This window comes from Cytobacillus citreus (assembly GCF_018343665.1).
Lineage (GTDB): Bacteria > Bacillota > Bacilli > Bacillales > Cytobacillaceae > Cytobacillus > Cytobacillus citreus.
In genome coordinates, this window is the sequence record NZ_JAGYPM010000002.1 from 991566 (window position 1) to 1010496 (window position 18931).

Here is an 18931-nt window from a genome sequence, read left to right on the forward strand (position 1 = left end):
GTGAACAGATTATGAAAAAGGCAAAAGGATTTTGGCTATTTTTGATAGTATCAATTATTGTATATGGAACTGTTCAATTTCTAATCAGTGCCGGAATCTTAAATTCATTTTATTCTAATACGCTTATCTTTATTGGCATAAACATCATTTTGGCAGTAAGTCTTCATTTAGTAATAGGTATTACTGGTCAATTTTCAATTGGGCATGCTGGATTTTTAGCAGTTGGGGCATATATTTCAGCCATTTTCACGATGAAATTACATCTTCCTTTTCCAGTGGCTATATTAGTCGGTGGGATTGTAGCTGCTTTAGCAGGACTCATAGTTGGGATCCCAAGTCTACGTTTAAAGGGTGATTATTTAGCGATTGCGACATTAGGCTTTGCTGAAATTATTCGGATTGTATTCCTAAATATTGATTATGTTGGTGGAGCTGCTGGAATGCAGGTTTCCCATCTAACAACCTGGACATATACGTTCGTATGTCTATTTATTACAATATTAGTTATTATGAACTTTACAAATTCCAGACACGGACGTGCATGTATATCTGTTCGGGAGAATGAAATTGCTGCGGATGCTATGGGGATTAATACAACCTTTTATAAGGTTATCGCTTTCGCGTTAGGCTCCTTCTTTGCGGGGATTGCAGGCGGTTTGTATTCTCATAACTTTTATATTATTCTGCCGACAAACTTCGGGTTCTTAAAGTCATTTGATATATTAATTTTTGTTGTTCTAGGAGGACTTGGCAGCTTATCAGGAGCAGTAATTTCAGCTATTCTATTAACTCTAGTTTCAACCTTCTTACAGGATTATCCAGAAACACGAATGATCTTGTATAGTCTTGTGCTAATTATTGTTATGTTATATCGCCCACAAGGATTGATGGGAACGCGTGAAATTACTGATTTCTTTGGAAAATGGAAAAGTGCGAAAGGAGGTAATTAGTATGGGGAAAACGCCTTTACTTCAAGTTCAAGCTGCTGGCATTCAGTTCGGTGGACTAAAAGCTGTTTCCGGTTTTAGTATGGAAATTCACCAAGGCGAGCTTGTTGGGCTAATCGGGCCGAACGGTGCCGGAAAAACAACTAGTTTTAACTTATTAACCGGCGTCTATGTACCTACAGAAGGCGAAATTTTACTAGAAGGAAAGCGTCTTAATGGGCTGCCTCCATACAAAGTTACACGTCTGGGAATTAGTCGTACGTTTCAGAATATAAGGCTTTTCAATGAGTTGTCTGTGTTAGACAATGTTAAGGTAGCTTATCATTCATTAGCAAAGCATTCCATTATTAGCTCAATCCTACGCCTCCCTTCTCACTTTTCTGGAGAAAAAGAGATGGAGGAAAAATCATTAGAGTTCCTAAAGATCTTTCAATTAGATAAATTTAAAGATGAAAAAGCGAAAAATTTGCCCTATGGACAACAGCGACGGTTAGAAATTGCAAGAGCATTAGCAGCAGGGCCGAAACTTTTATTACTGGATGAACCAGCAGCTGGGATGAATCCCCAGGAAACGCATGATCTAATGGAGTTAATTGCCTTTATAAGAAAACAATTTAATTTAACGATTCTATTAATTGAGCATGATATGAATTTGGTAATGGGCATTTGTGAAAGGATTTATGTGTTAGATCATGGCCAGCTTATTGCCAAAGGTACACCAGAAGAAATTCGTAATCACCCAAAAGTCATCGAGGCTTACCTAGGAGAGGAGGTTACTATCGACCATGCTTAAAGTAGATCAAATTGATGTTTTCTATGGGAATATACAAGCACTTAAAGGTGTTTCGCTGGAAGTAAATGAAGGCGAAATTGTTACATTAATTGGAGCGAATGGAGCAGGGAAAAGTACTCTTTTGAAAACATTATCAGGACTTCTTAAACCCAAAAATGGATCTATCCAATATTTAGGTGATTCAATAGGAGGAAAACCAGCACAAGCGATTGTAAAAGCGGGGATATCCCAGGTACCAGAGGGGCGTCGCGTGTTTGCGAACATGACAGTTGAGGAAAACCTAGAACTGGGAGCGTTTTTAAGGAAGGATTCAAAAGAGATCCACAAAGATATCCAAAAGGTTTATGAGACTTTTCCGCGTTTGCTTGAGCGAAGAAAACAGCTGTCAGGGACATTATCAGGTGGAGAACAGCAAATGTTAGCGATGGGGAGAGCAATCATGGCAAGACCTAAGCTCCTTTTACTAGATGAGCCTTCCATGGGGCTAGCTCCACTTATGGTTAAAACCATCTTCCAAATTATTGAGGATATTAGCCGCAACGGGACAACTATTCTTTTGGTGGAACAAAATGCACATATGGCTTTATCGATTGCCAATCGAGCTTATGTTATTGAAACAGGACGTGTAACTGTTTCTGGTACAGCAGCAGAGCTGCAAGCAAGTGAAGATATAAAAAAAGCATATCTTGGCGGTCATTAATAAAAATAATAAAAGCTGACTCAGATTGTTTCAGATCCTGCACAACATATTAAATGGCAGGGTTTTAAACTAATACAGTCAGCTTTTATATTTCTTCAAATTTCCTGTTTTTATGGTATTAGGACAGTCTAAATTACCGATGATTCAGCATGCTGAAATGAGCTCACTTCTTTTTATTCCGCTCCTGTCTCTCCCATAATTTTAGATGAGGGTATGGATCAAAAGACCATTCCGTATAGCCATTGTCTTTATATATTCCATAATGGAGATGTGGTGGAAACTTTCCAGAAGTTCCAGGTGGTCCATAACCAGAACTGCCAACTCCGCCTATAAGCATTCCGGGCTCAACAATTTGACCAAGCTTTAAATCTTTGGCGAAACCGCTTAAATGTGCGAAATAATGATAATTATTATTTATATCTCGAATTCCAATCCGCCAGCCGCCAAATCGATTCCAACCCTTCATTTCCACGATTCCATATGCAGTTGCACGTACTGGTACGCCGTAGCCTGCAAAAATATCCGTTCCTTCATGACTTCTTCTTCCACCCCAGCCACGGGCAGCACCCCATGTGTTTCTGTAACTGTAATGACTTCTTACAGGTAATGGAAAAGCATGATCGTCTAAATCTATTCGTTCAAAATGCTTATAAAGCCTTGCTTTACCAATTATGATGCCTACAGTTTTGTCACGTTTATAATAATCCCACAATCCTATTTTAATATTATCGTGATTCGTTCCATATGATTGAAGATAATGGGCAAAAGTGTAAAGAATATCAACATCATTTTTTAAACTTGCTTTCTTATCTCCATCCCCATCTAGCCCAATACCATTAAAAAATTGAATGGATAATTGATTTTCGTCGGTCGTGTCAGGGTTTAATATTCCAGCCCATATTTCTGGCCTTATATATATGCCTGTAATCCCTTCGGCTTTCGGAAGGTCTCTTCTTGCTTGCCGGACATTTCGCTCATATTGGTCAATCCCTGCAAGATAATACCAGGGGATATTCGTTATAGACTCAATCTGTTTATATAAATTCATTCTTTCAGCGTATATATCAGGCTTCTTTTCTTGAGCATAACCGTTCGATTGAGGTAATAAGGTAAGAAGCAATGTAAAAATAATAATCTGAATGAGCCTCACAATAATCCTCCCTTACTATTTTAAGCTCCACTGTGTGCCTATTTAGTTTGTGAAATTTGTAAAATTTAATCTATATCAATTAATGGTAATCGCGTGCATCTATGGCTTGTCCTTGCTTTTATCATATGTTAAAGTTGCATCATACGAATGAATTATTAGGTTCGCTAGTTGGAAAGGACTTGCCGAACTCCAAGTTTTTCTAATAAGGAGTAGATACAATGAGTACCAAAGAAGAATATATACGTAAGCCAGAATGGCTGAAAATAAAACTGAACACAAATGAAAATTATACCGGTTTGAAAAAAATGATGAGGGAAAATAGCCTCCATACTGTATGTGAGGAAGCGAAATGCCCAAATATCCATGAATGCTGGGCAGTAAGAAGAACAGCTACATTCATGATTCTTGGTGATACATGTACAAGAGCGTGTCGATTCTGTGCAGTCAAAACAGGATTGCCAACTGAATTGGACATGCAAGAGCCGGAAAGAGTGGCAGATTCTGTTGTGCTAATGAATTTAAAGCATGTCGTTGTTACAGCAGTAGCACGGGATGATTTAAAGGATGGCGGTGCAGGGGTTTTTGCTGAAACTGTTAGAGCGATACGCAGAAAAAATCCCTTCACAAGCATTGAGGTTCTCCCATCAGATATGGGTGGAGTATATGAAAATTTAAAAACACTTATGGATGCACGTCCAGATATTTTAAACCATAATATCGAAACAGTTGAGCGTCTGACTCCAAGAGTAAGAGCACGTGCAAAATATGATCGTTCTTTAGAATTTTTGCGTCGGGCGAAAGAGATGCAGCCAGATATTCCGACAAAATCAAGCTTAATGATAGGACTAGGGGAAACGAAAGAAGAAATTATTGCTACAATGGATGCTTTAAGAGCAAACAATGTTGATATTATGACAATTGGCCAATACTTACAGCCTTCGAAAAAACATTTAAAGGTCTTAAAATATTATACTCCAGAGGAATTCCAGGAACTTAAGGAAATTGCTTTAAGCAAAGGCTTCAGCCATTGTGAAGCAGGACCTCTTGTCCGTTCTTCCTATCATGCAGATGAGCAAGTAAATGCTGCAACTAAGCGAAAGCAAGAAATGGGAGAGCAGGAATTAAGAAAAGCATAATGATTGAATTGCAATAGCACCAAGACATTTCTCAAATTCAAGAAAAGATGACGAAAAGAGTTCAGCAATAAATTAGCTGAACTCTTTTTTCTTATGGCAATATGGTAATAATCCATGTTATTTTAAGTTTCGATTATCATTCTTATATTTTTCTCCAATGATTTCGCCATTTTCGTTTTCGCCGCTGCTCATTTTATTACCTTGAGGAGATTTGAGCATTTCTTTAATGACTTTGTCAATGCCATTATTTGCATTTGGGTTGTTAGAGGCGAGAGTGGCAAAATTTTCAACATTTTTTCTTAATGCTGTATTATCACTAACATAAACATGGTAAAATCTAGGGACAAAGGACATGGCCATTTTCTTCACCTGATCTGCGGTTTCATTTCGATTTTGGGAGTCAGTATCATAAATAATCAGTACTTCCTCATCTGTAACGAGTGTTGAAACATCATCAACATTCGGAATATCGGTGCAATTTTGTGAAATGATATCGGCTAATTGTTCTCTATCCATAGATGCATACTTGTTATTAGAAACATTTTCGCCCATTACATTGCTTCTTTGATGACGAACATAGCCGAAATCAGCACTTTTATTCGTTTGCCCATTGTCACGATTATATAGCTCAGAACGCTGGTTATTGACATTTATAGTATTGCCGCTGCTATCATATATTCCGTCTCCAGCCATTTCCTTGTTTTGACAGGCAGTTAACGCCGTAAGTCCGCATAACCCTATGATGATTAGTGATTGTTTTATTTGAAACACCTCCTCATGTATAGAATAACCATGCAGATTGTTTTTTCTCTTAGAAATTGATGGAGTATCAGCTATAATTTATAATAGGAAGAATATACTCGTTTTTAACTTGAGGTGATGAATATGATTTGGATAAATAATGTTGGCTATGAAGTGATAGAAGATCAGCGAAATGGGTTTAATGAAGAAGCCTTTCGAGCAAGATATAGTGATATATTGACCAGATATGATTATATAGTAGGGGATTGGGGGTACGGGCAGCTTCGTTTGCGCGGCTTCTTTGATGATCAAAATCAAAAGGCGACCTTTGATACGAAAATAAGTACATTAACTGAATATTTATATGAATTTTGTAATTTTGGCTGTGCTTATTTTGTCGTAAAAAAAGTGGATAAGTAATGGTGAAAAGGCAATCAGTCATTAACCGATTGCCTTTTTTAAAAATAAAGTACGGCTTTTTGCAATTTGAGAAATGTCTAGCTCCAGCACCTACCCCCTCGAGGTCACAAGCCAATCCTCCCAGAAAGGTAAAGAACACCTTTCTGAAAGGCTCGTCTTGTGCTTGTCGGGGGTGATCGAGGTGCTTCCGCTTTTCTAATCATCGTGGGGAGGATGGGCTCCTTCCATTTGACGAGGGAGACCTTCGTGTAAGGTTTTATTTTCATAATTAAAGGCGCTATGCTTGCGCTGCCCCTCAAGCCATGGGGTACTTTTATTTTCAACTGGTTTATCCTTATTGAACCGTGAACCGTAAGCTCCCTCTGGCAATTCTTCAGCTGTAAGATAATTCCTTTGAGATTCTACGTTTAAAAAATCACTGAATTCTCTTTGGTCTTTATCATTCAAGACGATCACCTCTCATATTAATCGGTACGACAAAAAGGAGAACCCTAATGGATAGAGGTTCTCCTATATTATTTGTGCTTTCGGTTATAATAAACAGAAGAATTCAAAAGACTAAACTAACTCAAATAGAAAAGAGCGTAAGTCTTCAGCATCTTCCTCGGAAAGATTAAACGCATATTCTAAATAGCCCTCTTCTTTTAAATCATCTGTTCCAATAATCGCAAAACGGTTGCTTTGAATATCAAGTACGATATGTTTTCCATAGTAACGATCTGATTGAATAATGGCTAAATCAAATCGTTGATTTTCTCCCATAAAGCTAACGAAGCGTGTCTTCGTATTTACCGTATCATCGTATAAAAAAAATCGATCGGACATATTTGTTTACCCCTTAAATTTAATTATATATCTATACTATCAGAACGAAATGGAAATCTCACTTCTTTCTCTTTAGATCATAATTTATTGTTTTAATAAATCTTTCTAGGATTGGAAAATATAATCGAATTTTGTGATAAAATGGTGACATATGTCAATACAAACGCTGCATCTGAGAGGAATGAATTCACGGGCCATCAATATAAAAAGAAAATCAAAAATCTTAAAAAATGGATGAAAATTTTCTTGCCATTAGATAAAATTCGATTTTATCCGCCACAATTTATTATCCGTGATCCTATCATGAAAGGGGTTAAAAAAGCGTTTGCAAGTGGTGAGGAAGTGGCCGTCATTGTTTTTAATATAAAGAATTTACGTGAAATGTCTGAGCAGCTAGGAGAACAAGGTTATACTCAATTTATCAGATTACTAAAGAAAACCTTTCAAGAAATAATTGAGCAAGAAATCAGTAGTAAAGAAATAATTGCTCTCCATGATTATTCAAGTGATGGATTAACATTATTAATGAAAATAAATCATGAGTACCATTGTGTGAATGAAATAGATCAAAAAATGAAAAAGATCTTACGAAATTCAGAGAAAAAACTTCATGAGGAGATGCCGCTTGCCCGTCCAATATTTGAAACTGGCTATATGTTTATAGAGAAAAAGCATTACTCAATTCAAGAAGCGATCATGAAAGCTCATCAGCAAGCACTTGCGATGGCAGAGAAGCGTGTTCAAACTGAGTTTAATGAAATGTTATATACTGTCAGCAAAATAGTGTCCCAAAAGGAAATCAGTCTCCTTGCTCAGCCGATAATTGATTTAGCAACAGGAGAGGTTCGAGCATGGGAAATGCTCACTCGTGGACCGAAGGAATCTATTTTAGAAAGTCCCCTACAGCTTTTTTCTGTGGCTAGACAAACAAGCATGCTTTATGATCTAGAGCTTATCGTTTTCGAAAAGACACTTGAGCAGATACATACTACTGGCTGTACACAGGATATTTTTATTAATTTTACCCCAATTACGTTAGGGAATAATCGGTTTATTCGTGATATTAAAAAATTACTTGCAAAAAATAAAAATATTTCTCCACGCCAATTAACACTAGAAATAACAGAACGTGATTCGATTGAAGGGATGGAGAACTTCCTATACAATATAAAGGTATTGAGAATGTTAGGATTTAGGGTAGCTATTGATGATACAGGTGCCGGCTATGCAAGCTTACATTCTATAAGTGAAATTATGCCTGATATCATTAAGATTGATCGATCTGTTATTCAAGATATTGATAAAAATACTGTTAAAGAATCTATGTTAAAAGGACTTCTATTGGTTGCAAGGGAAGTAGGCTCATTAGTTGTCGCAGAAGGAATTGAAAATGAAGCGGAAGCGTCAGTCCTTTCTAGAAATAAAGTTGATTTAGCTCAAGGGTATTATTACGCACGCCCGAATGCTCTTATGAAAGGTTTAAAGTCATCGTAGTGAAAGAAAGGTGAAACTTATGTATTTTGTTGATCGAGAAAAAATAGAAGCGACACTCGTTTATTTAGAGCAGCAATTTGCTCTCTTTGAACAAATCGATAATTTGGATTCACACCTTAAAATTGCAGCTATGGAACGGACAAGCCAAATGATGATCGAAGCGATCCTCGATGTCGGAAATGCTATGATCGATGGGTTTATTATGCGCGATCCGGGGAGCTATGAAGATATTGTCGACATTTTAGACGATGAAAAGGTCATACATGATGAGCTTACAAAGAGCTGTAAGCAAATTATTAAGTACCGGAAAATGCTTGTTCAGAATTATATAGATATTAATCATGCGGAAGTAAAAGCCGTCTTTAGTGAGCATTTACCGATCATTAAGGAATTTCCAGAGAAAATAAGGCTATATTTACTTAATGAGCTCGGGCCGGTGTCTGCTTTTCGGAATTAACCATGGAATTAAGGAATGATAAGGAATGAAATATAAAGGATATTTAATCGACTTGGACGGTACGATGTATCGGGGGACAGAGCTGATCAAGGAAGCAGCTGACTTTGTTAATAAACTGCGTGAGCTTGATTTGCCATATCTCTTTGTTACGAATAATTCTTCAAGAACACCTGCCCAAGTAGCAGATAAGCTTAGAAAATTTAAGATACCTGCTGAAGATGAGCAAGTATTTACAACGAGCATGGCGACGGCGAATTACATATTTGAGCAAAAGAATGACGCCTCTGTATACGTAATTGGGGAAGAAGGCATTAGAAGTGCTTTGAAAGAAAAGGGATTACGATTTTCGGAGAAGCATGCTGATTATGTTGTGGTTGGAATTGACCGCACAATTAATTATGAGAAGCTTGCAACTGCTTGCCTAGCAGTTAGGAATGGAGCTACCTTTATTTCAACAAATGGAGATATCGCAATTCCTACTGAAAGAGGGCTTCTCCCTGGAAACGGATCATTAACTTCCGTGATTACTGTTTCAACGCAAACAAAACCTATTTTTATTGGAAAGCCGGAATCGATCATTATGGAACAGGCTTTACAAGTACTTGGTACGAAAAAAGAAGAAACCCTCATGGTAGGAGATAATTACGATACCGATATTTTAGCAGGAATGAATGCAGGGATGGATACATTACTCGTTCATACAGGGGTAACGACAAAGGAATTGCTTGCAAGATATGAAAAGAAGCCTACCAATGTTGTTAATTCTCTTGATGATTGGGAGTTTTTATAGAATAACCAGATTGTGAAGGTAGATAGATATATCAGGGATTATGGCGTGTATATTATCAGTGCTTCAAGAATACTATTTTTTCTAATAATAATGCCTCTAATAGAAGGATAGGGATTTTTTCCTCATTCCTTTTATTAGAGGCTTTTGTTTACAGATAAGTATAACTTTTCTCGAGTTAGAGAAATGTATAGCTCCAGCGCCTACCCCCTCGAGGTCATAAGCCAGTCCGCCAAGAAGGTTAAAGAACAACCTTCCTGTCGGCCCGTCTTATGCTTGTCGGGGGTGAGCAAGGCGCTTGCGCTTTTCTTAATTTTATTTTGGGAATAAGTTTAAGTGCAAAAACGCCACAGTCTTCATCCTTCTTAGGCTCGCTATTCTAAGAGTTTCTGTATTCAAGAGTACTCCTAAGTTCTTGATCAGTGCTAATGGCCTGAGGTCCCAATTCTGATTATCCTATTTCAGTTCGAAAAAATATTTAGGTAATTAATAATGGTCATTAATTTTATGCATATACATATATAATATGATATCTAGTTTTCCTTCCTTATTCCCAAGCTGAGAAAATGCCGTCTTTAGGTCAAATTCATTATTTATAACAATTGTTTTAGGGACTTTTATCCCCTCTGCTTGCCAAAGCATATAAGATTGATATTTATCTGTACACTTTTTTTCACCTCATGTCTTGGCATAAATAATTGAGTTCCTGTTGCAGTAATTTCCTCTCTAAATTTAGATGCTTCCAAAATTTCTCTATCACTCATAAATACAGCAAGACTAGGCTTCACTTTTTCTAATATCTTTAGAAATGCCTTTTTATATTCGTTATCAAGAGCATACTCATATGGTATGTGACGTTTAATTTGAACTCTAGAAGTGAAAAGATTTATCGGATTTCTTGACACGCCGATTATTTCTTCCTTCACTAATGATTGATTGCATGACTTTATAACATTTTCAGCAGGGGAAGCGCCAACCTCAGTAATCAGGATTTTTTCCATACAAACACCTCATTATATTAACGAAACGAATCTATAGTTACTATTTAAAGCATTTTTTGCATATTCTTTTTTATTCCTTAAAGCGTTCCATACTGTAATGATCTCTAGCGCTGACCCCTTTTCTTTTCATTACTTTAATAACAGTAAGGGCCATTATTTTTAGGTCAAGTGAAATAGACTGATTGTCTACATATCAAATATCTAATTTGAATTTTTCTTCCCAATTAATTGAGTTTCGACCATTAACTTGAGCCCATCCTGTAATTCCTGGCTTGACCTCATGCCTCCTAGCTTGTTCTGTTGTATATAAAGGAAGATATTCCATTAATAAGGGGCGTGGCCCAACTAAACTGATGTCTCCTCTTATTACATTAAACAATTGGGGTAATTTATCTAAACTATAATTTCTTAGCCATTTTCCTAATCTAGTTAATCTTAACTGTCCCGGCAACATATTCCCATCTTCATCTAGCTTTTCTATCATTGTTCTAAATTTATAAATATAAAATGGTTTTCCGCTAAGGCCAGGGCGGAGCTGCTTAAACAAAATGGGAGTGCCCATATTAATAAAAATCATACTGGCAATCGTGACCATAATCGGTGAAAAAATAAGTATCAATAAGAAAGCACCAATCAAATCTATCATTCTTTTCATAGTAAATACCTCCTGAAAAAGAGATATGGATCTTGTTTTAATTGTCTATAGTATTCAATTTTTTTGAAATATGGTTGGATTTTGATGGCATTTGATATTGGAGAATGGCTATCTGATGAAGTACTGCCACTTTTTTTCGATTATTATAGGCTCGGTGATTTTGAAGTCAGTTCCTTCCAAAACATGGATTGCATTGCCTCAAGTAACTTTCGGTAGTTCGAAGAATAGCTCTTTTCAATATATTCATAGGAATTTATTAGTTCAAATTTTCGACGTGAATGATGGTGGGCATCTGAGGCAACAAAATGAACTAGGTTATGATCTAATAGATGAAGCGAGAAATTCTTTAAACGTCTTCCATGGGATCCTGTTATACTACCTGCTGTAATCTGGACTAATATTCCATGTTGAATCATATCAAAAATTTTTGATGGATTTTTTCTCAATACTTTATTCCTTTCAGGTTGAGCAAGGATCGGAACAAAGCCTTTCTTTTGTAATTCATAGAGAACCTCTTCAGTATAAGATGGATAATAGTGGCATGGAAGCTCCATTAACAAATATTTTCCTGTATTGTTTAAAGTTAAAAAATGTTCCAAGTTATTTTCTATATCGAATTGAATATTTTCATGTAAGTGAAATTCTATTCCGGGATAAACAGTTAAAGGTATTTCATTTTCTTTTAATATTGATTAACTTTCTCTACCATGAATATAATGGTCGATGGATCAATTCCATAAACATGGCCATTATGAAGATGTTTATGATGAGGGGTTGCAATAACATGACTGATCCCTGATGCAACTGCTTGTTTGGCAAGTAAAATCGTTTCATTCTGATTTTGAGGACCACCATCAAGCTCATACAAAATATGGTTATGTATATCTACGATCATTTTTTAACTCCTTTCCGTCCCATCCTAAAACCATATTTTTTATTAAGTTATTATTTTATTCATAATATAGAACTATTTTTCGCTTTTTATGAAACGACGAATCTTAGTAAATAATTTTGTTTAATTAAAAGAGGTATGAGAATTGAAGTGGTATGGGAGAAGAAATGCAAAACAGACAGCGACTTACTAAGTCACTGCCTGTTTGCCTTTACAGCATCGGCGCATATGAAATCAAATCTACACTGATGAGAGGGATTCCTACTCCACAGATCCATAAGCTCTATGTGCCAAACGACTTGAGGCTGCTGCAGCAATCGCTCCAACAATGTCATCTAAAAATGTATGACATTTTCCTGAGCTTTTATCATTTAGATCTTTTAAGATCCCAGGCTTTAGCTTATCGATATAGCCAAAGTTTGTAAATCCAATCGATCCATAAACATTCACAATGGATAAAGCTAATACTTCATCAACACCATACAGCCCTTCATCGATTTCGATTACATTCTGCAAGGGCTCTAAAAGTTGCTTATTTTCTGCTAGCAAATCAAGTTGAATGCCTGTCAAGATGGCATTTTGAACTTCCCTTTTGGAGAGGACTCGCTCAACATTTTCAACACAATTCTCCATCTTTAAATTAGGATGATATTTTTCTTGGAGAAAATAGACTAATTTTGCAATATCCTCAATTTCTACTCCACGATCTCGTAGCCATTTTCGCGCTGTTTGCTCAATCAAGTCTGCTTGTTTTTCCTCGTTCATCGGCTCCACCTTTTTTCCTATTAGTTTCAATATATATATACCCTATTTTTGAAAAATATGCTAATGCCAAGCTTTTGAAGGCTGAACATCATTCATCATTTCCTTACAAACTTCACTTATTCAAGAAAAGAACAAGTTTTGCGATTTCATTTCATATATTTGCGATAAGGAGTTGGATAATGGAGGTGCGAAATGTTAAAATTGCTTAAAAATTCATACGGGGTTCAAGCGGATGAAGAGATCAGAATAGGAAAATACCATGCTTTCAGGAAGCAAGGAGAAATATATATCCTTGTCCCCACCGGAGCGATAAATGACGAGGAGCTCGGTGAATTAGAAATGCTTACTGATCATCTTGTCAAAAACGGTGAAAAATACTGCAGTACTTTTCTAAAAACAAAGGATGGCAGGAAATATACTGAGTGGGAGAATAGAAATTATTGTGTGCTGATCAATAAGCAAACGCAAAACCGAAAATTAAATCATTTTGGCAGGAAGCTCGCAAGGTTTCACATCAGAGGGAGAGCGGTATCCTTTCCAGTAAAAAAGATAACCAGGGTCGGACAGTGGAAGCAATTATGGGAAAAAAGGCTAGATCAAATGGAAAGTGTATGGAACGAAATGTCGTTTCAGCAGCCAGACCAAGAATTTGATCGGATGTTTCTCGAATCCTTTCCATATTATAGGGGAATAGCTGAAAATGCTATTCAGTATCTTGTAGACACAGAAATTGATGATGAGCCCTCAATAGTAGATAGCGGCACAATATGTCATATTCAGTTTACCCCGGATACATGGGCAAACTCTTACTATATGAAAAATCCATTGGACTGGGTTTTTGATCATTCTTCAAGGGATATATCTGAATGGACGAGAGAAAAGTACTTCCGAAATATTAAAACATATGAGCCAGATCTTCGAAAATTTATTAGGGATTATCAAAGCATTGTTCCGTTATCATCATTTTCTTGGAGACTATATTTTTCCCGAATTTTATTTCCGCTTCATTATTTTCATTGCATCGAATCATATTTTGGAACAAGCTCAGAACAGGAGAAAAAAATACTCGAAGAGAGGCTGCAAAAGTTTCTGCAGCAAACAGATGATCATGAACGATTTTTAGGAGGATTTTATGAATTTGCCGAAGTGCCTGTCCAAAATATGAAAATTCCATTAATAAATTGGCTGAAAAAATAGCATCCATTAAACCATTAATCCTGCCATAAGCATAACGAAATGCGCCCTTTTATCAGGTCGCATTTTTCTGCTTAGAGGAAAGTTTAAGTTTATTAATGTACTAGAGTAAAGTGTGTTTTTAATTAAATACTCTGCTAATAAGATCGCATAAGAAAAACGAAAATTAAGATTGCGGTTATGCCTCCACTGATTGAAGTTTCACTTTAAATTCAAATTAATATGAAAATATCTGTTGTAAAAAATAGAAATTCACACTATAATGTCTACTATACAAATACAAATGTACATGCAGAAAGAACAAAGTGAGAGGGGTAAGAAAGTGGAGGCAATCTCAATCGGCTTATTAGGTCTGGGCACCGTTGGCTCAGGTGTTGTGAAAATTATTGAAAATCATCAGGATAAGCTTATGCACCAAGTAGGCTGTCCAGTAAAAGTGAAGAAGATCCTAGTAAAGGATTTAAATAAAGAACGTGCTGTGAAAATAGACAATGAGAAGTTAACAACAGATCCGGATGAAATATTATATGACCCAGAAATCGATGTCATTATTGAGGTTATGGGCGGGATGAAAGAAACGAAAAATTATATGATAAAGGCCTTAAGGAATCGGAAGCATATTGTAACAGCGAACAAGGATTTAATGGCAGTACACGGCTCAGAGCTTCTGACAATTGCATCGGAGAATGAATGTGATCTATTTTACGAGGCTAGTGTAGCGGGAGGAATTCCGATTTTAAGAAGCCTTGTAGATGGTCTTGCATCTGATCGGATTACGAAAATGATGGGGATTGTCAATGGGACGACTAATTTTATTTTAACGAAGATGAGCAAGCATGGCAGTGCCTACGAGGAAGTGTTGAAGGAGGCACAGGAGCTTGGCTACGCGGAAGCAGACCCTACTTCTGATGTTGAAGGGCTTGATGCAGCGAGGAAAATGGCGATCTTAGCAACACTTGGATTTTCAATGAAAATCGATCTTGATGATGTAAAGGTTGAAGGCATTACTCGGATAACGGAGGAAGATCTTCGATATGGACGTCAGCTTGGCTATACGATGAAATTAATCGGAATTGCTCATAGAGAAGGGGAAAAGGTCGATGTCAGTGTTCAGCCTACTTTATTAGCCGATACTCATCCTCTAGCATCTGTTCAGGATGAATTTAATGCTGTTTATGTATATGGAGAGGCCGTTGGCGAAACGATGTTTTATGGCCCAGGGGCAGGCAGTTTGCCGACAGCAACAGCTGTTGTTTCTGATCTTGTTGGTGTGTTGAAAAACATGCGTTTAGGTGTAACTGGAAAAAACGCTGTAACACCTCAATACAAAAAACAGCTAAAAGAACCGAGTGAAATTTATTCCAAATATTTTCTAAGATTGCATGTGAGGGATGAAGTTGGTGTCTTTGCAAATATCACATCCATTTTTTCTGAGCATCGTGTAAGCTTCGAAAAGATTCTTCAGATGCCATTAAAAGAAAAAGAATATGCAGAGATTGTTTTAGTAACTCATCAAGCATCCTTACAAGATTATGAGGAAATTTTAGTGAAATTAAGAGATTTACAGGCAGTTAAAACAATTGAAAGCTCATATCGGGTTGAAGGGAGTGCAAATGTATGAAATGGGAAGGACTTCTAAGAACATATAAAGAGTATTTACCTGTTAATGAGCATACACCCTTGCTTACATTGAACGAAGGAAATACCCCTTTAATTAGGCTTGATAAGCTATCTGATGAATGGGGCATTGATCTTTATGTTAAAACAGAAGGCGCCAACCCGACTGGTTCGTTTAAAGACCGTGGCATGGTTATGGCTGTGGCGAAGGCGAAGGAAGAAGGCAGTGATGCCATAATCTGTGCATCTACGGGTAATACTTCTGCAGCGGCCGCAGCCTATGCAGCAAGAGCAGGACTCAGGTGTATCGTAGTTATCCCAGAAGGAAAAATAGCCATGGGTAAGCTTGCACAGGCTGTGATGTATGGAGCAGAGATTATCTCAATCGAAGGAAACTTCGACCATGCTTTAGCAATGGTGAGAAAAATTAGTGAGACAGAGCCTATTACTCTCGTAAACTCTGTAAATCCTTACCGCCTTGAAGGTCAGAAAACAGGTGCATTTGAAATTTGTGATGCTCTTGGGGCTGCACCAGATATTCTTGCGCTGCCAGTCGGGAATGCAGGCAATATTAGTGCCTATTGGAAAGGGTTCAAAGAATATCATGAGTCAAAGCAAACTGGACTTCCAAGAATGCATGGGTTTGAAGCTGAAGGATCAGCAGCCATTGTCCATAATAAGGTATTTGAAAATCCGGAAACGATTGCTACTGCAATCAGAATCGGTAATCCTGCAAGCTGGCATTTAGCGAGTGCAGCAATAGAGGAGTCAAAGGGAAAAATCGATGAAGTCAGTGATGAGGAAATCCTTTGTATGTATCGAAAACTAGCTCGGGCAGAAGGAGTTTTTGCTGAGCCTGCATCTTGTGCTTCACTTGCAGGAATCTATAAGCAGCTTCGAAACGGTGAAATCCCCGATAAAATAAGAGTAGTTGCCATTTTAACTGGAAATGGACTGAAGGACCCCAATGTAGCAATCGATTGCAGTCCAATCAAGCCAATCGTATTACCGAATGATGAGCTTACTGTAGCAGAGCATATTAAGGGAGTTGTTCATGTATGAGCGAAGGTGATATGCTCATCATTCAAGTGCCAGGAAGCTCTGCAAATTTAGGACCAGGCTTTGATTCCGTAGGATTAGCGTTGAATGTTTATTTAACATTAGAGGTAGAAAAAGCTGATAATTGGGAAATAATCCCATTATCGGATGATTTGAATGTTTTTCCAAAAGATGAATCAAATTATATCTTTCAAATTGCCATGGAAACGGCAAAACAATATCATCATCAGCTGCCAGGCTGTAGAATAAGGGTAAAGAGTGATATCCCATTAGCTAGAGGGTTAGGTTCCAGTGCTGCCGCCATTGTAGCTGGGATTGAATTAGCAGACTCGCTTTGCAATCTTCAATTAACGAAACAGACTAAACTGGAATTGGCTTCGAAGATCGAAGGGCATCCGGATAATGTAGGCGCATCCCTTTTGGGTGGATTAGTTGTCGGGTGCCAACTGGAAGAGAAAGTATGTGCTGAAGTTTTTACTCATTTGAATTTAGATATAATAGCGGTTGTGCCAAGAGATGAGTTGTTAACAAAGGAATCAAGAGGCATTTTGCCTAGCTCCCTTTTATATAATGAGGCTGTACAAGCAGGAGCAATCGGGAATGTACTAATCGCCGCATTATTAAGCAATAATTTGCAGCTTGCTGGAAAAATGATGAAGGCGGACTTATATCACCATCCTTATAGGAAAGAGATTGTGCCGCATTTAACAATCATCGAAGATAGAGCAATTAGTCTTGGTGCCTTTGGTGTAGCCTTAAGTGGAGCAGGCCCAACTGTCCTTTGCCTAGCAAAAGAAGGCGAGGGAGCTGCTGTTGCTGAAGGATTAGGAAGAGTTCTTCCTCATATGGAGTGTCGCTTATTAAAGATTGATCAAGTCGGAAGTAAGGTATATACTAGGACACCTGATTTATGTGAAAATTAAGGACGTTTTTTGAAAATAGCTTCAATCAAAAAAAGCGATACCCTCACTTTTTTGATTGAAGCTTCTTTTTATGAAATTTTTTTAGACCAATGAAAGTGAATTTTGTAAAAAAGTGGTCCAATTCCATGCTAATAAGACCAACGAAGACAACATTTCTAGGAAAAGTGGTCTTAATATAAAAACTTGTCTTCATAAATTGCATTTCATTGTAATAATGAAAACACAAAATCAAACGTTTTTAGAAAACGAGACAAAAAAAGAAATCAGCAACTATTGCTGATTTCCTTACGTCCAACATTAAAAATTCATATCTTTAGAATACTTGCTCTACCTCTACAACACCTGGTACTTCTTCTAATAAAGCACGTTCAATACCAGCTTTTAATGTGATTGTGGAGCTAGGACAAGTTCCGCAAGCGCCAAGGAGGCGAAGTTTCACAATTCCATCCTCTACGTCAACTAATTCACAGTCTCCTCCATCGCGTAGAAGGAATGGACGTAATTTATCTAACACTTCTTGAACTTGTTCAAGCATTGTTGTTTGTTCAGCCATTGTTATCTACTCCTTTCTTAATATTTATTATAATCATATTGCGAATAAAAATCTATTTAAAGAGAGGGATTTCCACTGAATGAAAAATTGTAAGGTTTCTAACGACTTTATCGCAGATTAACAGGCTTGTAAGATTATCGCAACATCTGCACTAGCACTTTCGGTGCGTTGGAAATCCCCCACTGATTGAAGTTTCACTTATATATTGTAAAATAGAGTTAGATATATTGTTAAATAAGCTTCTATCTTCATCGAGTGCAATAAAGGGGGAAAAGGAATTGAATCGAGTAGTTGAAATGACCGTTTATGGGGCAGAACAGTTATGTCCAAGCTGTGTAAACCTTCCATCCTCAAAGGAAACGTACGAATGGTTACAGGCTGCTATAAGTAGAAAATATCCAGATCAGCCATTTAAAATTACGTATGTAGACATTCATAATCCTCCAGATGATGCAGAAAAAAAAGAATTTGCACAGCGCGTTATTGAGGAGGATATGTTTTATCCTGTTGTTCTTTTAGAGAATGAGGTGGTTGGAGAAGGAAATCCGAAGCTAAAAACCATCTATAATGAAATGGAAAAGTACGGATATAAGCCAGAATAAATGAAAAGGAGCATTTCCAATTGGAAAATGCTCTTTTTTGGTACCTCTACTTTTCTTATTGTCTAGCTCCAGCGGCTACCCCCGACGTACAGGACGTACTAGTATCGACAATACGACAGGACAAGGAAAGCTTCGTCAGCGACACATCGCACGACCAAAAGGAAAGCTTTTGGGAGGACGTCGCGTTTTTGTCGAACTCGAGGTCATAAGTCAGTCCGCC

General features: G+C 37.3%; 22 protein-coding genes and 1 pseudogene. 13 read left to right on the forward strand and 10 right to left on the reverse strand.

Annotated features, from left to right (window positions below):
* Positions 1 to 11 precede the first annotated feature (11 nt).
* The 3 genes from KHA94_RS10810 to KHA94_RS10820 are packed head-to-tail and all read left to right on the forward strand — an operon-like array spanning position 12 to position 2440.
* The gene (locus tag KHA94_RS10810) at positions 12 to 950 is read left to right on the forward strand and encodes a branched-chain amino acid ABC transporter permease (protein WP_213102100.1); all 939 of its coding nucleotides are present in this window, start codon (positions 12 to 14) and stop codon (positions 948 to 950) included.
* Between the two features lies 1 nt (position 951).
* Entirely contained in the window at positions 952 to 1740 is a 789-nt protein-coding gene (locus tag KHA94_RS10815; RefSeq protein WP_213102101.1) for an ABC transporter ATP-binding protein, read from the forward strand.
* Positions 1733 to 2440, forward strand: a complete 708-nt coding sequence (locus KHA94_RS10820) for an ABC transporter ATP-binding protein (RefSeq protein ID WP_213102102.1) — start codon at positions 1733 to 1735, stop codon at positions 2438 to 2440. Before KHA94_RS10815 ends, KHA94_RS10820 begins: the two co-directional genes overlap by 8 nt.
* Positions 2441 to 2603: 163 nt before the next feature.
* On the opposite strand, the gene KHA94_RS10825 is transcribed toward KHA94_RS10820, so the two are convergent.
* On the reverse strand, positions 2604 to 3581 hold the full coding sequence (locus tag KHA94_RS10825) for a M23 family metallopeptidase (protein ID WP_338030766.1): 978 nt from the start codon (positions 3579 to 3581) through the stop codon (positions 2604 to 2606).
* A gap of 227 nt (positions 3582 to 3808) precedes the next feature.
* Between KHA94_RS10825 and lipA the strand changes: the two genes are divergently transcribed.
* Positions 3809 to 4726, forward strand: a complete 918-nt coding sequence (gene lipA, locus KHA94_RS10830; protein WP_213102103.1) for a lipoyl synthase — start codon at positions 3809 to 3811, stop codon at positions 4724 to 4726.
* Positions 4727 to 4843: 117 nt separating this feature from the next.
* Here the strand turns inward: lipA and KHA94_RS10835 are convergent, their stop codons facing one another.
* The gene (locus tag KHA94_RS10835) at positions 4844 to 5497 is read right to left on the reverse strand and encodes a YhcN/YlaJ family sporulation lipoprotein (RefSeq protein ID WP_338030744.1); all 654 of its coding nucleotides are present in this window, start codon (positions 5495 to 5497) and stop codon (positions 4844 to 4846) included.
* Between the two features lie 114 nt (positions 5498 to 5611).
* On the opposite strand from KHA94_RS10835, the gene KHA94_RS10840 reads away from it, so the two are divergent.
* Entirely contained in the window at positions 5612 to 5887 is a 276-nt protein-coding gene (locus KHA94_RS10840; protein WP_213102104.1) for a YutD family protein, read from the forward strand.
* A gap of 195 nt (positions 5888 to 6082) precedes the next feature.
* Here the strand turns inward: KHA94_RS10840 and KHA94_RS10845 are convergent, their stop codons facing one another.
* Together KHA94_RS10845 and KHA94_RS10850 are read right to left on the reverse strand one after the other, a co-directional pair.
* A complete protein-coding gene (locus KHA94_RS10845; protein WP_213102105.1) occupies positions 6083 to 6334 on the reverse strand; it encodes a cytosolic protein in 252 nt (83 codons plus the stop codon).
* Between the two features lie 111 nt (positions 6335 to 6445).
* On the reverse strand, positions 6446 to 6712 hold the full coding sequence (locus tag KHA94_RS10850; RefSeq protein WP_213102106.1) for a DUF3055 domain-containing protein: 267 nt from the start codon (positions 6710 to 6712) through the stop codon (positions 6446 to 6448).
* A gap of 246 nt (positions 6713 to 6958) precedes the next feature.
* Between KHA94_RS10850 and KHA94_RS10855 the strand changes: the two genes are divergently transcribed.
* Genes KHA94_RS10855 through KHA94_RS10865 form a run of 3 tightly spaced genes read left to right on the forward strand, consistent with a single transcriptional unit; the run spans position 6959 to position 9453 of the window.
* A complete protein-coding gene (locus KHA94_RS10855) occupies positions 6959 to 8206 on the forward strand; it encodes an EAL domain-containing protein (RefSeq protein ID WP_249365429.1) in 1248 nt (415 codons plus the stop codon).
* 19 nt (positions 8207 to 8225) lie between these two features.
* The gene (hepT, locus tag KHA94_RS10860) at positions 8226 to 8663 is read left to right on the forward strand and encodes a type VII toxin-antitoxin system HepT family RNase toxin (protein ID WP_213102108.1); all 438 of its coding nucleotides are present in this window, start codon (positions 8226 to 8228) and stop codon (positions 8661 to 8663) included.
* A 25-nt stretch (positions 8664 to 8688) separates the two neighbouring features.
* A complete protein-coding gene (locus KHA94_RS10865; RefSeq protein WP_213102109.1) occupies positions 8689 to 9453 on the forward strand; it encodes a TIGR01457 family HAD-type hydrolase in 765 nt (254 codons plus the stop codon).
* Positions 9454 to 10067: 614 nt separating this feature from the next.
* Here the strand turns inward: KHA94_RS10865 and KHA94_RS10870 are convergent.
* The 5 genes and pseudogenes from KHA94_RS10870 to KHA94_RS10890 all read right to left on the reverse strand — a co-directional run bounded on the left by KHA94_RS10870 (position 10068) and on the right by KHA94_RS10890 (position 12763).
* Positions 10068 to 10451: a hypothetical protein gene (locus tag KHA94_RS10870; RefSeq protein WP_213102110.1), complete on the reverse strand. Its 384-nt coding sequence runs from the start codon at positions 10449 to 10451 to the stop codon at positions 10068 to 10070.
* Positions 10452 to 10521: 70 nt separating this feature from the next.
* A pseudogene (locus KHA94_RS10875) lies at positions 10522 to 11106 on the reverse strand (sugar transferase).
* A gap of 143 nt (positions 11107 to 11249) precedes the next feature.
* The gene (locus tag KHA94_RS25930) at positions 11250 to 11795 is read right to left on the reverse strand and encodes a tyrosine-protein phosphatase (RefSeq protein ID WP_338030768.1); all 546 of its coding nucleotides are present in this window, start codon (positions 11793 to 11795) and stop codon (positions 11250 to 11252) included.
* Positions 11789 to 12001: a CpsB/CapC family capsule biosynthesis tyrosine phosphatase gene (locus tag KHA94_RS26275; protein WP_213102112.1), complete on the reverse strand. Its 213-nt coding sequence runs from the start codon at positions 11999 to 12001 to the stop codon at positions 11789 to 11791. Before KHA94_RS26275 ends, KHA94_RS25930 begins: the two co-directional genes overlap by 7 nt.
* Before the next feature lie 258 nt (positions 12002 to 12259).
* The gene (locus tag KHA94_RS10890) at positions 12260 to 12763 is read right to left on the reverse strand and encodes a phosphatidylglycerophosphatase A family protein (protein WP_213102113.1); all 504 of its coding nucleotides are present in this window, start codon (positions 12761 to 12763) and stop codon (positions 12260 to 12262) included.
* 192 nt (positions 12764 to 12955) lie between these two features.
* Here KHA94_RS10890 and yutH point away from each other — a divergent pair, with 192 nt between their 5' ends.
* The 4 genes from yutH (at position 12956) to thrB (ending at position 17556) form a co-directional block, all read left to right on the forward strand.
* Entirely contained in the window at positions 12956 to 13960 is a 1005-nt protein-coding gene (gene yutH, locus KHA94_RS10895; protein ID WP_213102114.1) for a spore coat putative kinase YutH, read from the forward strand.
* A 319-nt stretch (positions 13961 to 14279) separates the two neighbouring features.
* Positions 14280 to 15578 carry a homoserine dehydrogenase gene (locus KHA94_RS10900; protein ID WP_213102115.1) on the forward strand — a complete coding sequence of 433 codons (1299 nt, stop codon included), beginning with the start codon at positions 14280 to 14282 and terminating at the stop codon, positions 15576 to 15578.
* On the forward strand, positions 15575 to 16636 hold the full coding sequence (thrC, locus tag KHA94_RS10905) for a threonine synthase (RefSeq protein WP_213102116.1): 1062 nt from the start codon (positions 15575 to 15577) through the stop codon (positions 16634 to 16636). The genes KHA94_RS10900 and thrC overlap by 4 nt, the downstream gene beginning before the upstream one ends.
* The gene (gene thrB / locus KHA94_RS10910; RefSeq protein WP_213102117.1) at positions 16633 to 17556 is read left to right on the forward strand and encodes a homoserine kinase; all 924 of its coding nucleotides are present in this window, start codon (positions 16633 to 16635) and stop codon (positions 17554 to 17556) included. Before thrC ends, thrB begins: the two co-directional genes overlap by 4 nt.
* Positions 17557 to 17869: 313 nt before the next feature.
* Here thrB and KHA94_RS10915 read toward each other — a convergent pair whose 3' ends face one another.
* Entirely contained in the window at positions 17870 to 18109 is a 240-nt protein-coding gene (locus tag KHA94_RS10915; protein ID WP_057773283.1) for a NifU family protein, read from the reverse strand.
* Positions 18110 to 18405: 296 nt separating this feature from the next.
* On the opposite strand from KHA94_RS10915, the gene KHA94_RS10920 reads away from it, so the two are divergent.
* Positions 18406 to 18711 (forward strand): YuzD family protein, encoded by a 306-nt coding sequence (locus KHA94_RS10920; RefSeq protein ID WP_213102289.1) that lies wholly within the window; start codon positions 18406 to 18408, stop codon positions 18709 to 18711.
* The last annotated feature ends 220 nt before the right edge of the window (positions 18712 to 18931 follow it).

Bases quoted from the DNA above. Each gene is read 5' to 3' on its own strand.
- KHA94_RS26275 (WP_213102112.1), bottom strand. From the start codon at position 12,001: ATGATCGTAGATATACATAACCATATTTTGTATGAGCTTGATGGTGGT.
- yutH (WP_213102114.1), top strand. From the start codon at position 12,956: ATGTTAAAATTGCTTAAAAATTCATACGGGGTTCAAGCGGATGAAGAG.
- KHA94_RS10840 (WP_213102104.1), top strand. From the start codon at position 5,612: ATGATTTGGATAAATAATGTTGGCTATGAAGTGATAGAAGATCAGCGA.
- KHA94_RS10810 (WP_213102100.1), top strand. From the start codon at position 12: ATGAAAAAGGCAAAAGGATTTTGGCTATTTTTGATAGTATCAATTATT.
- hepT (WP_213102108.1), top strand. From the start codon at position 8,226: ATGTATTTTGTTGATCGAGAAAAAATAGAAGCGACACTCGTTTATTTA.
- KHA94_RS10920 (WP_213102289.1), top strand. From the start codon at position 18,406: ATGACCGTTTATGGGGCAGAACAGTTATGTCCAAGCTGTGTAAACCTT.
- KHA94_RS10865 (WP_213102109.1), top strand. From the start codon at position 8,689: ATGAAATATAAAGGATATTTAATCGACTTGGACGGTACGATGTATCGG.
- KHA94_RS10820 (WP_213102102.1), top strand. From the start codon at position 1,733: ATGCTTAAAGTAGATCAAATTGATGTTTTCTATGGGAATATACAAGCA.
- lipA (WP_213102103.1), top strand. From the start codon at position 3,809: ATGAGTACCAAAGAAGAATATATACGTAAGCCAGAATGGCTGAAAATA.
- KHA94_RS10850 (WP_213102106.1), bottom strand. From the start codon at position 6,712: ATGTCCGATCGATTTTTTTTATACGATGATACGGTAAATACGAAGACA.
- KHA94_RS10870 (WP_213102110.1), bottom strand. From the start codon at position 10,451: ATGGAAAAAATCCTGATTACTGAGGTTGGCGCTTCCCCTGCTGAAAAT.
- KHA94_RS10915 (WP_057773283.1), bottom strand. From the start codon at position 18,109: ATGGCTGAACAAACAACAATGCTTGAACAAGTTCAAGAAGTGTTAGAT.
- thrC (WP_213102116.1), top strand. From the start codon at position 15,575: ATGAAATGGGAAGGACTTCTAAGAACATATAAAGAGTATTTACCTGTT.
- KHA94_RS10890 (WP_213102113.1), bottom strand. From the start codon at position 12,763: ATGAACGAGGAAAAACAAGCAGACTTGATTGAGCAAACAGCGCGAAAA.
- KHA94_RS10815 (WP_213102101.1), top strand. From the start codon at position 952: ATGGGGAAAACGCCTTTACTTCAAGTTCAAGCTGCTGGCATTCAGTTC.
- thrB (WP_213102117.1), top strand. From the start codon at position 16,633: ATGAGCGAAGGTGATATGCTCATCATTCAAGTGCCAGGAAGCTCTGCA.